This window comes from Sphingobium lignivorans (assembly GCF_014203955.1).
Classification (GTDB): domain Bacteria; phylum Pseudomonadota; class Alphaproteobacteria; order Sphingomonadales; family Sphingomonadaceae; genus Sphingobium; species Sphingobium lignivorans.
Map to the genome: position 1 here is coordinate 2,831,281 of NZ_JACHKA010000001.1, position 15,123 is coordinate 2,846,403.

The window sequence follows — 15,123 nt, forward strand, 5'->3', positions numbered from 1 at the left end:
GGAGACGATGGCGCGGCACGAACATGAACCGGGGACTCTGGTGCGATCGAAGCACGAGGCACGCAGGCCGCGGCCCGGCCGCCCGTCGCGATGGACGGCACGCGCGCCCGACGATGCACATCGCTCGACCTGCAATCCGGGCCCGGCCGGGAGGCGGCCATGGCGTTAACGACGGGCACGGTGCCGACGGGCGGGGACAATGCAGCGAATGCAGGGGGCCGGGCGCGGCGCGACCTGCTCTATGCCCGCCTCATCACGCTCATGCAGCTTGCCGATGAAAGCGCCCGCATGGCCTATCCGCGGCAGCTGGACATGCCCGACATCCACCGCCAGCTCATCTTCATGCTCGGCATGCATGGCGGCATGGTTTCCCGCGATCTGGCCACCACGTCCGGGCGTGGCAAGGCGCAGATCAGCCGGGGCATCAAGGGGCTTCAGGAAGCCGGCATGATCGAACGGCACGGGCACCGCAGCGCCATCGGCCTGAATGCCCGCGGTCAGGCGGTCTTCAGCGACGTCATGGCCATCGCCCGCGCGCGGGACAGGCAATTATGCGAGGGCCTGCCCCCGCCCCGGGTCGCCCGTTTCATCGAAATGACGGAGATGCTGGTCGACCGCGCCTCCAGCATCTTCGTCGCGGACGAGGCCGGCACGGAGATCGATCTCGCCCAGCGATCGCTCGCGCATCACTTGCCGGGCCGGAAGCCGGGCCGGATCGACAACGATGCGGGTGACGCGGACGCGCCCCCGTTCCGCGACATGGTGCTGCCCTGGCTGCAGAGCCTCATCACATATATGCGGCGCAGCGGCACCGTGATCTTCCGACGTGAGGTGGGCCTCTCCAACTTCGAATGGCGCGTGCTTTCGCTCATCGAAGAGAACCAGCCGATCAATCTCTCCACGCTCATCGCTCGCACCCGGCGCGACAAGAGCCAGATCGCCCGCATGATCAAGCAGTTGCACCAGGCCGGGCTGGTGGACCGGCAGGATGAAGGCCGCATCAACACCTGCCTCGCGCTGACCGCTGCGGGCCGCCGGCGCTACGAGCAGATCTATGCCATCAGCCTCGAGCGGGATCGCCTGCTCTTCGCGGGCCATCCTCCCGAAGCGCGCGCTTTGTATCTCGACGTGATGGACCATCTCACTGCCAATGCGCAGCGGATGCTGAAGGACGAGCAGGTGGCGGGCGACCCTGCCCGTGATCGCACGCCTGCGCCTGCGCCGCCCGGCACATCGCCTCCGGCCCCACTGCCGTCGCGGGCACAGGAACTTCAGACACTGCGCGACGAGAATGTCCGGCTCAAGCGCCTCCTCGCCGAGGCGATGCTGGAAAACGCCGCTCTCAGGGAGCGCCTCCCCAAAGTCTGAACATCGGCGTAGCCCGGCTCAGTCTGCCGCGGTGGCCGCCTTGTAGGCCTCGCCATATGGCTTCACCGCGATCCACACGAGCGCCAGCGAAACCGGCCCCGCCAGCGCCGCGATCGTGACCATCGCATAACGAAGGTCCGCCTCCGACTGGAAGACGAAGTCGGTCATCAGCGCCACGACGGTCGGCCCGAGGCCTTGTCCGAGCACGCTCAGCGTGAAGAGGTACAGGGCATTGACCTGCCCCCGCAACTCGTTGGGCGTGACCACTTGCATCGCCGCAAGCAGAGAGGGAGCGCTCGCAATAGTGAGGAACGTGCTCATCAGGCTCACAGTGAGCGCCATTTCGAAGGTGGGCATCAGCGGGCTCACGATGCCGAGCGGAATGGCGCCGATATTGGCCCAGAGGACGATGCGCATGTTCGCATCGGCATGGCCCAGCCGCGCCAGCCGTTCGGACAGCATCGCCCCGGCGATCAGGGCAATGGGCGCCAGAATGAGGTTGGCGACGCCCATGATCGGCGCGAAGTCCGCAGGCCCCCATCCATAAGTGCGCTCATAGAAAGTCGGGCGCCACGAACCGATGCCGACCATCTCGATATTGTTCACGGCTGAGGCGAGAAGGATGGGGATGAGCACCGCGCCCGCCTTGCTGCGGAACAGGAAAGCAAAGACCTCCTTGAGCGGAACCGAACCCTTGATCTTCCTCCCGTGCCGCGCAGGTTCCTTGACTGTGGCCAGGAAGATGAGCGCGAAGACCAGCCCCGGAATGCCGAAGATCAGGAAGACCATGTGCCAGTCCCGCATGGGACCGATCAGCGGGATCTGGACCGTGCCCAGCGTCGCGAAATAGCCGATCAGCAAGCCGCCGATAATGAGTGCCAGCGCCTCGCCGAAGCGGATCGAGAAATTATAAGCCGCGTAGGCGCGAGGGAGCTGGTCCCGCGGAAACAGATCGGAGATCATCGAGACCGAGCAAGGCCCCTTTACCGACTCCCCGCCCCCCACGATCGACCGGGCAATGTAGAGCTGCCAGAAATTCGCGGAAACGGCGCAGAGCGCCGTTCCAAAGCTCCAGGCCGCCAGCGCGCATGGCAGGATATATTTGCGGGTCGCCACATCCGTCAGCCGCGCGATGGGCAGGCCAAAAAGGAAATAGGCGCCCGAATATGCCACGCCCATCAGCAGGCTCATCTGCGTGTCGGTAAACTGAAGGTCGCGCTTGATCGAATTGACCAGGAGATAGAAGATCGCGCGGTCCATCTGCCCGAGGATGGTGACCGTGCCGATCATCGAGAGCGTGAACCAGGCGGTGCGGGGGGATGCCCAGCCGGGAGCCGTCGTCTCGGGCGCGGCGCTCGATTGTCTGCTTCCCTCGTCACGCCCCGGCAGCACGCCCTGGCTGTCCGCCACCGGTTCAACCGTGCGCATTGGAGCGCCTGTCGCGGCTCTGTCCCGGCGCGCCACGCCCGGCGCCCGATGCGCGGGAAGAGCCCGTGGAACGAAGCCCTGAACCCGTGATGTCCTGCGCGCGCTTCGCCGGCCTTGGCTCAGTCATGCGCCATGGCCTCGAACTGGGCGGCATCGAACCGATCGGCGAAGCGCGGATCCATCACGACCGGCGGCGGCGGATAGGCCATCACCGTCGTCCGGCGCATGTCGCGGCGATGGTTCACGTCGTCATATTCCCCGCCCCGGTGCATGGTGCAGAAATTGTCCCAGATGACGAGGTCGCCTTCCTTCCAGTGATGGTCGAAGGTGAATTGCGGCTGGGTCGCGAACGCCAGAAGCTCCTTGATGAGCGCGCGGCCTTCCTCTTTCTCCATGCCTGTGATGCGCAGCGCGTGGCTGGCGATGTAGAGGCTCTTGCGGCCCGAGATCGGGTGCGTGTGCACCAGCGGATGGCGCGCGATCATGCCTTGCTCGACCTCCTCCTCGGTGATCGGGAAGCCCGCGAGCATCCGCGAGTAATTGTAGCTGTGCTCCGCCTGCAGGTCGGCGATGCGCTCCTTCATCTCCTGCGGCAAGGCATCATACGCGCCCCGCATGTCCGCGAAGCCGGTCTCGCCCCCCGAGACCGGCACTTCATGCGCCAGAAGCAGGGAATAAGTCGTGCGCTCCTTGGTAAAGCTGGAATCGGTGTGCCACAGCCGGTCGCCCTTGCGGCGCTTGCGCGCCATCTCGTCGTCGCTGATCGTGCCTTCCGCCGTGAGATTGCCGGCCTCGAAAAGCTGCGGGTAATCGAAGCGGGATCTGCGCGTCCCCTGCCCGCCGATCGTCCACAGATTGCCGAACATGCGGCTGAACCAGATGTGGCCCTCATCGGTCAGGCCGGTGTCCGGATAAACGCAGACACCATATTCCGCGATCGCCGAGACGATCTCGGCCTCCACGTCCGGCGTGAGGGGTTTTGTCAGGTCGACACCGGTAATCTCGGCGCCAAAGCTGGGCGTGATCTTCCTGATCTGCAACGTCATCGCTCCGTCCTCGCTTCCTGTTCTCAATAGTTCGCCGTGACGGTCAGGCCGATGGTCCGCGGGCGCACCGTCCGGCCGCGCGTGAGCGGATAGAAGGTCCCGTAAGTGGAGCATTCCAGGTCGCGGCAGGACGTCCTGCCAACCAGATCGTTCGGCAGCAGCGTCTTGTTGGCGAAGAGATTATCCACAAACAGGGATATGTCGAAGCGGCTGGTCGAGACGCCCACGCGCGCGGTGGCATTGTCCATGGAAGGCGCGTTGAACACATCGGGCGAATGGCTCAGCACGCCCGGGCCCAGGGTGGTGACATAGGAGCCGGTATACTGATAGGCGCCGAACGCATAGGCCCGCCATTCCGGAGAGAGGCGGAACTCGTAGCGAGCGGCGACCGAGCCGGTCCACTCCGGCACTTCCAGCAGCCGCATGCCTTCGCCCACGAGCAGACTGCGATCCCCCTGTGCGTTTGGCTCGGTCAGAACGTCCTGCGTGAATTTGGCGTCGGTATAGCCCAGCGCGAAGTCGATCGTCAGGCCCGGCGCTGCCCGCAGCGACCCCTGCAGATCGAACCCCCGGCTGTAGGCACCGCCGATATTGGTCACATATTCAAAATTGCAGGTCGGCAGACGGTAAGGCGTCTGCGGCTTGTTCCACTGCACATGGAACACTGTGCCGGTGAACTGCAGCGCCCTGTTGAAGAGGCGGACCTTGGCTCCCGCCTCATAGTTCCACACCGAGTCCGATCCGAACGCGCTCGGCGTCTCGGTGATGTTGAGCGCCGCCATGTCATTGGCGCAGATCGCCGGATTGGCCTGCCCCTGCACGCCGCCGGGACGATAGCCCTTGGACGCCGTGGCGTAGAAAAGGTTATCCGGCGTCGCCTGATAGGCGAGGCTGATCTTGGGCGTGATCGGCTTCTCCACCGTGCCGCCCTCGACATAGGTGCCCACGCCGAACGGCGCATTGGTGAGCAGGCCCCATGTCCGCAGCGAATAAGCGATGTCTTCCCGGGAGAAGCGGATGCCGGCAATGACTTTCAGCTTGTCGGTCAAGGCGTAAGTCGCTTCCCCATAGAGAGCCATCGAGGTCTCATCCAGGATCTGGACCTGCTCCTGCTGGTTGTTCGACGCGATCTGCTCGGCCGTATGAATCGGGAAGAATGTCTGGCCGATATTGAACACCGCTTCGCGCGGGGCGGACCGGTCGGAGATGTTCACATTCACCGATTCCGTCCGCGCATCCGAATAGTAGACGCCAGCGACGAAGCTCAGACCGTTGCGGTCCTCAGGATAAGTGAGGCGGATTTCCTGTGATTTGGCTTCGCGCTTGGCATCGAAGAAGAAAGTGCTGGTGATGGGACGCACCGTGTCGAACAGATAGGATGTATTGACCGAGGGATGATATCCCGGGATCGCCGTGACGCTGACCGAGGAAATCATGGCAGCGGGGAAGGCGCCCTCGCCCGTGTCCCGGAGATAGCTCGTCACCGACATGATCTGGGCAGGTCCCAGGTCCCAGTCCATCGAGACGCTGCCCAGATACATCTTGTTCACGCGCCCCGAAGGCTCGCGCGCGATGGGCCCGGTGTAATTGTCCCCCACATTGGTGACTTCGATGGTGTCATAGGGGCCAAGGACCAGGGCCGGATAGCTGTGTTCGGGATGGATGAAGACCGAGCGGCCTTCTGCCCCAGGAATATCCGTCACGATGCCGCCGCCCGGCGGAGGCACATATCCCGCCGGCAGCAGGCCGCCGCCCGGCCCCGTGCCGGTATAGCGGCCGAACAGGGGCGATCCGCGACCGGGCGTGCCGGGCGGGCTGCCTGCAGGCGCGGCATCCTGATAGGTGCCGAAGGCTGGCGTCGTATAGCCCGGCGAGGAGCGATACACCTCGCTCAGCGAATTGAGCTTGTCGCGGGCATAATAGAAGGAGGGCGTGATCCGCAGCGCGTCCGAGGGCTCCCAGGCCAGCGCGGCCCGGAACACCTGCTGCTCGCGCCAGTTGGCGTCCGCCTCTACCACCTTGCTCGTGTCGCGCCTGTCCTTGAAATCGATGAAACCGCCCAGATGGCGGTGGAAGCCACTCACGCGAAGCGCCAGCCGGTCGAGCACGAGCGGGAAATTGACCGCAATGCCGCCCTCATAGCCCATTTCACCCTGGTCCACGCTGTTCACCTCGGCGCGGGCCTTCACGGTGAAATCCCGCAGATTGGGTGCGGGCGTGATGAATCTCACCGTTCCGCCGAGCGAGGAGCCGCCGTAGAGCGTCCCCTGCGGGCCCTTGAGCACTTCCACGCGCTCCAGGTCGAAGATGGGCGGGAGGAACACGCCGCCGCCTGCCGCCGCGCCACGCAGGGCCCGCGCCTGCAGGGCCGTGTCGTCGATATAGACGCCGGTCGTCGCGGAGCCGGTCTCCGAGCGGACGCCGCGAATGGAGATGTTCGAGGAGGATGCGTTCACTTCCTCGATCCGCAGGGCCGGCACGAGGCGCGAGATATCCTGCGCGGTCTTCACGGCCTGCTGGTCCAGCAGTTCCTGGCTCTGCGCGACGATGCTCATGGGGACGCGATTGACCGAGACATCGCCCTGGCGCGTCGCGGTGACGATGATGTCCATGTCGTCCGCCGCGGCCGCCGGGGCTGAGCGTTCCTGCGCAGCCGGCACAGGACTTTCCTGCGCTGCCGCCGGCATCCAGCCGATGGTCAAGGCTGTGGTTCCCAGCAGAATTCGCACGTTACGCGACGTTGCCATATGCTTCACGTCTCTTCCCCTCCATCGTCATGCCCGGCGTCTTGCACCGGATCGTGTGACGGGAAGGTCGAGACAAAGGGATCTCGCCCCGGCCTGGCCCGTCTGCTCCTGCGAAAGGCAAAGGAAAGCCGTGCCCCGGCGCGGTGGCACGGGGGATCTTTCTCTTTTTGGCCGGGCGATGTCCGCGACTGCTTTTTCAGCATGTGCGGCGCGGGGTCCGCAGCCTCTCCTTCGCTTTATTTTCTTTTATGTTCGACAGATGAGGCAGGCCCCGGCAGGATGTCCACTGCATAATTGAACGAGAGTCATACCGAATCGACATGCCCTTCGATGATCGCACCCGAGACGCATTTCTCATCGTCGCCAGCCATGGCAGCATCGGCAGGGCCGCCGAGGTCCTGAACATGTCCCAGCCGACGCTGAGCCGAATGATCAAGCGTCTCGAAATGCGGCTGGGCGTCCCCTTGTTCGATCGCTTCGCAAGCGGGGTGACGCTGAATGTCTACGGCGAGGCCCTGTTGCCGTTCGCGAACCGGATCGATCTTGAATCCAGCCACGCGCGCGACGAGATCGAGCGTCTGAGGACGGGGTCGCTGGGCGTGCTGCGGATCGGGTCGGCGGTCAGCGTGGGCGCTCATCTCCTGCCGCCGATCTTCCATCGCATGGTCATCGAGAACCCGAATCTTCGGATCGAGATGCTGGAAGGCGTTCAGGATACGCTGGAGCCTGCGCTGCTGAACCGCCAGGTCGATATCATCATCGCTACGGAAATGCCGGTCAACGAGGACATGCTGAGGCTGGACCTGACCTTCTCGGATTATGGCTCGGTGATCGCGAGCCCGCATCATCCTGTGCGCGCACGCGGCCCGCTGACGGTGGCCGATCTCAAGGATGAGCTCTGGACCATGCCGCCGCAAGGCAGCCAGCCGCGCCGCGGCTTCGAGCGTATCCTGGCGGAGTTGGGCATCAGCCCGCCGCGCATCGCCGTGGAGACCTGGTCGACTTCCATGATGAAGGCGCTGGTGGCGGATTCCGGCTTCCTGAGCTGGCTTCCCGACACCGTCTACAAGGTCGAGGAGAAGGCAGGCCTCATCACGGATCTCGAGGTCGCGGGGATGACCGTGCCGCGTCGCATGGTCATGTATCGGCGCAGTCGCGGACTGGTGCCGCCGGTCGTCACCCGCTTCCTGGAGATCGCGCGGACGATGGCTAACTGAGGTGCCAACTGCGGGGAAGCGTCGCTCCCGGGAAACCGGAAGCGACCCGCCCTGTCATTGGGCTGCCTTCAGTCCCGCCGCTTTCCAGGCCGCGTCGATATCCAGCCCATAGAGCTTCGCCGCATTGCCAGAGGTAAGCTTGCGGACCGTGGCGGGCGGCAAATGCCCCATCTGGCGCTGGATTGCGGCGTGGGAGTTTGGCCAGATGCTGTCCGGATGCGGATAATCCGAGGCCCAGAGCAGATTGTCCGGCCCGTAGAAATCGAGCAGAGCCATGGCCGTCGGGCTTTCCTGGAAGGTCGCGTAGATCTGGCGCTTGAACAGTTCGGACGGTTTGCTCTTCAGCGGGATGCCGCCACGCGACTTCCAGAACTCCTCGCCCTCCCAGACGCGCCAGTGGCGATAGTCCAGTTCCTCGATCAGCCAGGGCAGCCAGCCCACACCGGATTCCGCGATCACGATCTTCAGCTTCGGGTGGCGTTCGAGAATGCCCCAAGCGAAGAGATCCACGAAGGGATCGATGAACTGGGAGACGAACGATTTGGCGTGGATGAGATGGCTGGCCACCTTGCCGGCCGCCGGATTGGGGCCTCGTCCGGCGAGGAACACCACGACATGGAAGGAGAGGATCATGCCCGTCTCTTCCACCGCGTTCCAGAACGGTTCCCAGCGTTCGTCGTGCAATCCCGGCCTGGCCACGGCGATCTGCATGTTCGCTTGCCGGAACACGCCCATGGCGGCGAGGCGACGGATCTCTTCGGTCGCGGATTCGGGATATTCCGGAAGCATCGGCACGCCGATCAGCCGGTCCGGCGCGGCGCGGCAATAATCGGCCAGCCAGTCGTTGTACGCGCGATAGCACGCATCCCGCAGTTCCTGATCCTCCAGGTTGATCGACGTGACGGGGCCGAAGATCACATGAGCGAAGACACCGTCGCGGTCCATGTCCGCCAGGCGCAGCGCGGGCACGGCCGGGCGGCGCTCCGATACGTCAGTGATGCCGCCGCGGTCGAAGGCGGTGAAGATCGGCTTGGGCCCGCTCGGCCCGGCCGCCCGGCCCGACCAGCTGCCCCAGACATCCCCTTCGCAGACCCAGACCGGCTTGCCGTCACGCTCCTCGATGTGCGGCGCGCGGTGACGCAGATGCTCCGGAAGCCGCGACGTCCAGAGATCTTCGGGAAGCATGTTGAGATCAAGATGATCGTCACAGGATATCAGTGGGTAATCCATGGTCTTCTCCTCTCCGCGACGGTCCGTCCTTTGTTCGACCTTATCGCATGATCGTCACGCGGCGTCTGTCTCGCGCGCGTTTCTGCCGCGCGCCGCCTCATCGGCCTGCGTCCGCAACATCCGCCGGATGATCATGCGCGCCCGGACCCCGCCGGAATCGATATTGAAGTTCAGCATCCTGAGATCGGGATTGCGCGCAAGGGAACGCTGCTGGGCCTCGAGCACATCCAGATCCTCGGCGAACACCTGGCGCTGCACCTCCTTGGTGCGCTGGGTGCGCTCGTCATTGCCGATGTCCGTGTTCCGCGCCGCGCCCCAGTAATAATAAGTCGTCGTCTCGGTCTCGGGGCTCATCGCGTCTATCACGAAGCTGCGCACGGGATGGTTCTCCAGCGTCGCGCCTTCCTCCACCGGGGCGACCCCCACATCGATCACGACGCTTGAGGGCGGCAGAAAATAGCATATCTGCCAGCGGTCGACATTGCCGGAGAGATGGGGCTGGCGATAGGCGGGCGGCGTCGGCACGTTGGGCATCCAGCGCTCGACCACGACCTTCCCGTCCTCGACGCGCGTATTGATCGGCGTATCCATGAGCTCCTGTTGGCCGATGGTCGTGGCATGGACATATGTCTCGTGCGTGAGATCCATCAGATTATCGACGAGCAGCTGGTAATTGCACCGCACGAAATAGGTGTCGCCGTCAAACACCCAGCCTTCCTTCTCGCACATCCAGTAATCGGGAAGCAGCGAAGGATCGGCCCTGGCGGCGTCGCCGATCCAGACCCAGACGAAGCTGTAGCGTTCCACCACCGGGTATCGACGCGCGCACAGGGCTGGATTGACCCGGTCCGACCGCAGCGGCATCTCGACCGCACGGCCCTCCGCATCGAGCATTAGCCCGTGATAGCGGCAGCGGATATTGTCGCCTTCCTTGATCCCCATGGAGAGCGGCAGGAGGCGATGGGGACAGGCATCCCGCATGGCCGTCACTTCGCCATTCTGCTTGCGATAGACCAATATGGGCTCCCCGCACACCGTGCGCGCATAGGGTTCGGGGCCGATGTCGCGAGACCAGCCGATAACATACCACTGATTTTGAACAAAAACGTTGTCAGGCACTGCAGCTCCGGCCGCCTGCTGCCCGGTCCCCGCCATGCTCATGCGCGCACGCCCGGCTCAGCGCCGCCCCAGACTGCGAAGGCCGTGCCGACCCCGGTTCCGGCCGGCGTGCGGTAGGCGGGATAATATTCCACCCAGTTCAGTGGCAAATGGTCGACCGCGCCGGCGGTCAGGACCCAGTTGAGGATCTCCGACGATCCGGACATCAGCGCGCCTCTGGGAAGATTGCGCAAAATTTCCGCTTTTTCGGGCGCGAAGCCCTTGAGGACCTGCCGGTCCAGCGCCTCGTCCACGATGAAGTGGCTGAGTCCGCCCGATGCGATGATCGCCACGCGCAGATCCTCGTCATGGCCCTCGATGGCGGCCCGCAGCGCCCGGCCCATGTCATGGCAGCGCCATGCCGGCGGCACGTTGGGCGGATAATATGTATTGAGCAGGATCGGCACGACCGGCACGGGCTTATCCCCCATCAGGCGCCGGATCACGAAACCGAAGGCATGGCCGAAGCCGGCCCTGTGGGGATCGTCCACGCGCGCCGCGCTGGAGACGTCGATGCCACGCTCCACCATGGCTTCGATCAGGGCGCGGGCGAAATGCGGCGCGCCGGGGAAGCTGTAGACCGCGTCCATCGCGTAGCCTTTGCCCATCTGGCGCGCCCAATCGGGATAGCTCGCCGCCCCCCAGCGATCATGCGTGACGACTTCCTCGCCATAGAAGATCGAGAGAACAGGCATGTTCTGCGGCCCGAACAGCTCGGACTGATCGTCACCGACGATCAGGATCACGTCCGGCGCCGCCGCGGCAATCTCCTGCTTCAGACGGTCCAGGGCCCGCTGGCATTGCCTGCTCAGCGTCTCCAGCGCGTCCGGCGCAACCCGGTCCGCATGAAGGGGCCCCCTCTGCTCGAGCAGATCCGCATAGCTGATCCAAGTGCCGTCCGACTGGTTGAGCTTCTCGTTCTTGAGGTCATCGGCGGCGCGATGGATCCAGTCCTCGCTGCCCAATGTCAGCATCGGCGTATGCGATGTTCCCACTCCCAATATGATCTGAGCCATCAGGTTGTCCTGATCTCCTAAGCGATGATCCAAGAAACGCAGCTCAATCCGCGAGCGCGCTGATCCGCAGCAGGAAAACCGTCCACACCCGGCGGGTTCAACGGCAACCTGACGGGTCCCCCAAAAACTGATGCCTCGCACCCCGCATTGTCCATTACATAATTGAAAAGGAGGCATACAGAATGGGTATGACCATTTGGAGCGGAGAAGAGGAGGCCAGCGGCTTCTTCAATCAGCGGCGCTGCGGCGAATCTCGGGAAGGCCGCGCAAGGTGGTAACCTTGCCGGAGCAAGCGATGAAGGTCGCGATCGTCGGTGCGGGGTTTACGCCGGTCGAGGCCGATCAACTGCGCCGCGCCATGGCGACCTTCAAGCTCACCGGGGCGTCAGTCATTTCTACGACAAGCTCGTCAACGGCATGGTCGAGCGCGGCTATCCCAGAGATTTTGCCGAGCGGACCTTCAATCAGATCGAAGAGAGTTCGGCTCGTATGGTTTTCCCGAAAGCCACGCTGCCTCCTTCGCCAAGATCGCCTGTGCGTCTTGCTGGATGAAGCATCATCATCCCGAGGTCTTCTGCGCGGCGTTGCTCAACGCCCAGCCCATGGGCTTCTACGCGACTGCCCAGCTCGTGGGTAATGCGCGCGATCATGGCGTCGAGATCCGCCCGGTTTCTATCAATCACAGCCATTGGGATTGCACGCTCGAGCCGTCCGGGGGGCGCCATGTTGCAGTCCGGCTCGGCTTTCGCCAGGTGCGCGGCCTCGCCAATGTTCATGGCGCCGCGATCGCGAGCACGCGTGGCCCGGTGCCTTATGACAGCGTAGAAGATGTCTGGCGGAAGCCGATGCCTTCCACGTCATTGCTGATGACCGGCGCCAGGGCCTCTGGAAAGTGAAAGGCTTAGGCGAAGCGCCATTGCCTCTGTTCGCTGCAGCAGATGCCCGCGAGGGCGCGGTCCGCGCAGAAGGGATCGAATCTAACGTGGCTTTGCGCCCGTTGACCGCTGGCCGCGAGCTTGCCGAAGACTATCGGTCGACCCAGCTTTCGCTGCGCGGACATCCGGTGAGCTTCCTTCGTGAAGAGCTGGATCGAATGGGCATCGCGCGGTGCGGCGACCTCGCCGGCATCCGCGATGGTCGGAATGTCGAGGTCGCGGGGGGTCGTGAGGCAGCGCCCAGGCTCGGCAAAAGACGTCCTGTTCGTCACGATCGAGGACGAAACTGGAATCGCCAACGGCATCCTGTGGCCCGACCGGTTCGTCGATCTATCGCCGGCCGATCATGTCGAGTTCGATGATCACCATGCGCGGTCGACTGCAGAAGGAAGGCGAGGTCATTCATGTGATTTGCGACCGGATTCTCAACCAGGATGATATGCTCCGCTCGATCGGCCGGACGGATTTCCTCATCGCGCCCGGCAGAGGCGATGGCGCATCAAATGGCGGCGGGCCTGATCCACGCGATCCGGCATTCCCGCGCGGTCGGCCCCTCACCTCCCCGCCCTGCGGCGCAGCGGCCGAACAGGATGAGATCGTTCGCATCAGAAGTCACGACCTTCATTAAACGCGCGATCCTGATTGGGCAGAGCTGCGTCGCTGCCCATGTGATCTGACGTCGCATTCCCAGCGACCGGGACAGCAACTGTCAAACCTTCCGCCCCCGCGGGCAAAGCTCTCCTTTATTGACGGACACCGATACTCCTGCTTCAGACTAGGCCGGCTTTGGCAAGCGCGAGAGATGCTTGTCTAGGGTCATCGGATAATCGCGTAATCGCACGCCGGTCGCATTGTAAATGGCATTGGCGATCGCCGCTCCCACCCCGCAGATTCCTAATTCTCCGACGCCCTTCGCCTTCATCGGAGTGGACCAGGGATCGGTGGTATCAAGGAAGATGACGTCCTGGTGCGGGATATCGGCATGGACCGGTACTTCGTAACCCGCGAGGTCATGATTGACGAAGAAGCCGAACCGCTTGTCGACCACGAGTTCCTCCATCAGCGCCGCGCCTGCGCCCATGGTCATGGCACCGATCACCTGGCTTCGCGCTGACTTTGGATTGAGGATGCGCCCGGCATCGCACACGGCGAGCATCCGCCTGATGCGGGTTTCGCCCGTGAAGGCGTCGACGGCGACCTTGACGAAATGGCCGGCGAAAGTGGATTGCTGCGCACGGTCGGCAAAGTCGTCCGCATAGTCGATACCATCTTCGGCGACGAGTTCCCCATCATGTGCAGCGTTGCGCAAAGGCAAGGCTCGATCGCCCGAGCGGACTTCTCCCTCGGAAAAAATCACATCCGCGTTGTTCAGCCCCAGGCGCGTCGCCACCTGGTGGCGCATCTTGATGCACGCGGCATAGACGCCGGCCGTCGAGTTGGCTGCGCCCCATTGGCCGCCAGAGCCGGCTGAGGCAGGAAAGTCCGAGTCGCCCAACTTCACAATGACGTCATCCAGGTCCACGCCCATCATCTCCGCAGCGGTCTGTGCGATGATCGTGTAAGTGCCGGTCCCGATATCTGTCATATCGGTCTCGACGGTGATCTTGCCATCGCGCGACAGCCGGACCCGTGCCGCGGATCTGGTCAGCTGATTGTTGCGAAAACCGCCCGCGACGCCCATCCCGATGAGCCAGCGGCCTTCACGCACGGAGCCCGGGGTCGCCTTGCGCTTTTGCCATCCGAAGCGCTCCGCTCCGGTCCTGAGGCATTCGACGAAATGACGCGCCGAAAAGGGACGCTCAGGCTTCATCGGATCGACCTGCGTATCGTTCAGGATACGAAACTCCACAGGGTCCAGCCCCAGCTTTTCAGCCATCTCATCCATGGCGATCTCAAGCGCCATCAGCCCGGGCGCTTCACCGGGCGCGCGCATCGCATTGCCTTCCGGCAGATCGAGCTGCGCCAGTTTCATGGAGACTTCCCGACTTTCCCCCGCGTAGAAAAGTCTGGTTTGCTGGACAGCAGTCTCCGGCTCCCCATCCGGGAGATTCCCCGAGATGCTCTCATGCGAGATTGCGAGAATCCGCCCATCCCTGTTCGCGCCGATCCTGATATGCTGAAGCGTAGCCGGCCGATGGGTCGTGTTGTTGATCATGAGCGGCCGCGTGAGGGCGACTTTCACCGCCCGCCCAACGGTCCTGGCCCCCAGCGCCGCGAGAACGACATCGGCGCGCAGAAACAGTTTTCCGCCAAAGCCACCCCCGACATAAGGCGAGTCAAGGCGTACCTGCTCGGGCTTGAGCGATAGGGCCCTGGCAAGATCGCGCTTGCCCCAGGCAATCATCTGGTTCGACGTCCAGACGGTGAGCTTCTCCCCTTCCCACGCGGCGATGGTGGCGTGCGGCTCCATCATCGCATGGCTCTCGTCCGGCGTGCTATAGCGCTGGTCGAGCTTGACCTCGGACCTGGCGTAGCTGGCTGCAAAATCGCCGGCTTCGTTGGTCTCGTCCTCATCCGGAACAGGCTTGGCCCGGGCAGCCTCGCGCTCGAGATCGAACTTGCCGTCTTCCCGGGCATAATCGACCTGAATCAGCGATGCGGCGGCGCGGGCCTGCTCGAACGTCTCGGCGACCACCAGCGCGATTGCCTGATGATAATGCTGGATCTTCGCTCCGCCGAACAGGTTTGCGGTGTTCTGGCCGCCGAGGGGCAGCGGCTCGTAGTCGAGCGTGGTGATGATAGAGAGGACACCGGGCGCGGCCCTGGCGTCGACCAGATCGAACGACCGGATGGTCCCCTTGGCGATGGCCGCTCCGACGACGAAACCATAGGCCTGGTTCGCTGCGACGTCATGCCTTTCATAGGCATAGGGTGCGCGGCCCGTCGTCTTGAGCGGCCCGTCGATCCGGTCGGTGGACTTGCCGACGACCTTGAGCTGGTCGATCGGGTTCTGGGTAGCGGGGGCATCGAACTTCACG

Annotated in this window: 9 protein-coding genes and 1 pseudogene; 3 read left to right on the top strand and 7 right to left on the bottom strand. The window is 63.9% G+C overall.

The window, feature by feature from the left end:
• The first annotated feature begins 159 nt into the window (after nt 1-159).
• The gene (locus HNP60_RS20335; protein ID WP_184154502.1) at nt 160-1,368 is read left to right on the top strand and encodes a MarR family transcriptional regulator; all 1,209 of its coding nucleotides are present in this window, start codon (nt 160-162) and stop codon (nt 1,366-1,368) included.
• A gap of 18 nt (nt 1,369-1,386) precedes the next feature.
• Here the strand turns inward: HNP60_RS20335 and HNP60_RS13155 are convergent, their stop codons facing one another.
• The 3 genes from HNP60_RS13155 to HNP60_RS13165 all read right to left on the bottom strand — a co-directional run bounded on the left by HNP60_RS13155 (nt 1,387) and on the right by HNP60_RS13165 (nt 6,544).
• Complete coding sequence (locus HNP60_RS13155; protein ID WP_184154505.1) at nt 1,387-2,796, bottom strand: MFS transporter; 1,410 nt, start codon at nt 2,794-2,796, stop codon at nt 1,387-1,389.
• 119 nt (nt 2,797-2,915) lie between these two features.
• A complete protein-coding gene (locus HNP60_RS13160; protein ID WP_184154508.1) occupies nt 2,916-3,842 on the bottom strand; it encodes a TauD/TfdA dioxygenase family protein in 927 nt (308 codons plus the stop codon).
• Nucleotides 3,843-3,865: 23 nt separating this feature from the next.
• A complete protein-coding gene (locus HNP60_RS13165) occupies nt 3,866-6,544 on the bottom strand; it encodes a TonB-dependent receptor (protein WP_184154511.1) in 2,679 nt (892 codons plus the stop codon).
• 365 nt (nt 6,545-6,909) lie between these two features.
• On the opposite strand from HNP60_RS13165, the gene HNP60_RS13170 reads away from it, so the two are divergent.
• The gene (locus HNP60_RS13170) at nt 6,910-7,806 is read left to right on the top strand and encodes a LysR family transcriptional regulator (protein WP_184154514.1); all 897 of its coding nucleotides are present in this window, start codon (nt 6,910-6,912) and stop codon (nt 7,804-7,806) included.
• Between the two features lie 54 nt (nt 7,807-7,860).
• Here the strand turns inward: HNP60_RS13170 and HNP60_RS13175 are convergent, their stop codons facing one another.
• Genes HNP60_RS13175 through HNP60_RS13185 form a run of 3 tightly spaced genes read right to left on the bottom strand, consistent with a single transcriptional unit; the run spans nt 7,861 to nt 11,210 of the window.
• The gene (locus HNP60_RS13175) at nt 7,861-9,036 is read right to left on the bottom strand and encodes an amidohydrolase family protein (protein WP_184154517.1); all 1,176 of its coding nucleotides are present in this window, start codon (nt 9,034-9,036) and stop codon (nt 7,861-7,863) included.
• A 54-nt stretch (nt 9,037-9,090) separates the two neighbouring features.
• Nucleotides 9,091-10,155, bottom strand: a complete 1,065-nt coding sequence (locus tag HNP60_RS13180; RefSeq protein ID WP_338056720.1) for a Rieske 2Fe-2S domain-containing protein — start codon at nt 10,153-10,155, stop codon at nt 9,091-9,093.
• A 38-nt stretch (nt 10,156-10,193) separates the two neighbouring features.
• Nucleotides 10,194-11,210, bottom strand: coding sequence for a DODA-type extradiol aromatic ring-opening family dioxygenase (locus HNP60_RS13185; protein WP_184215314.1), 1,017 nt, complete (start codon nt 11,208-11,210; stop codon nt 10,194-10,196).
• Nucleotides 11,211-11,397: 187 nt separating this feature from the next.
• Between HNP60_RS13185 and HNP60_RS13190 the strand changes: the two are divergent.
• Nucleotides 11,398-12,773, top strand: a pseudogene (locus HNP60_RS13190) (helix-hairpin-helix domain-containing protein); the annotation flags it as partial.
• A 147-nt stretch (nt 12,774-12,920) separates the two neighbouring features.
• Here the strand turns inward: HNP60_RS13190 and paoC are convergent.
• On the bottom strand, nt 12,921-15,122 hold the full coding sequence (gene paoC, locus HNP60_RS13195; protein WP_184154522.1) for an aldehyde oxidoreductase molybdenum-binding subunit PaoC: 2,202 nt from the start codon (nt 15,120-15,122) through the stop codon (nt 12,921-12,923).
• Between the last annotated feature and the right edge of the window lies 1 nt (nt 15,123).

Bases quoted from the DNA above. Each gene is read 5' to 3' on its own strand.
- HNP60_RS20335 (WP_184154502.1), top strand. From the start codon at position 160: ATGGCGTTAACGACGGGCACGGTGCCGACGGGCGGGGACAATGCAGCG.
- HNP60_RS13155 (WP_184154505.1), bottom strand. From the start codon at position 2,796: ATGCGCACGGTTGAACCGGTGGCGGACAGCCAGGGCGTGCTGCCGGGG.
- HNP60_RS13160 (WP_184154508.1), bottom strand. From the start codon at position 3,842: ATGACGTTGCAGATCAGGAAGATCACGCCCAGCTTTGGCGCCGAGATT.
- HNP60_RS13170 (WP_184154514.1), top strand. From the start codon at position 6,910: ATGCCCTTCGATGATCGCACCCGAGACGCATTTCTCATCGTCGCCAGC.
- HNP60_RS13175 (WP_184154517.1), bottom strand. From the start codon at position 9,036: ATGGATTACCCACTGATATCCTGTGACGATCATCTTGATCTCAACATG.
- HNP60_RS13185 (WP_184215314.1), bottom strand. From the start codon at position 11,210: ATGGCTCAGATCATATTGGGAGTGGGAACATCGCATACGCCGATGCTG.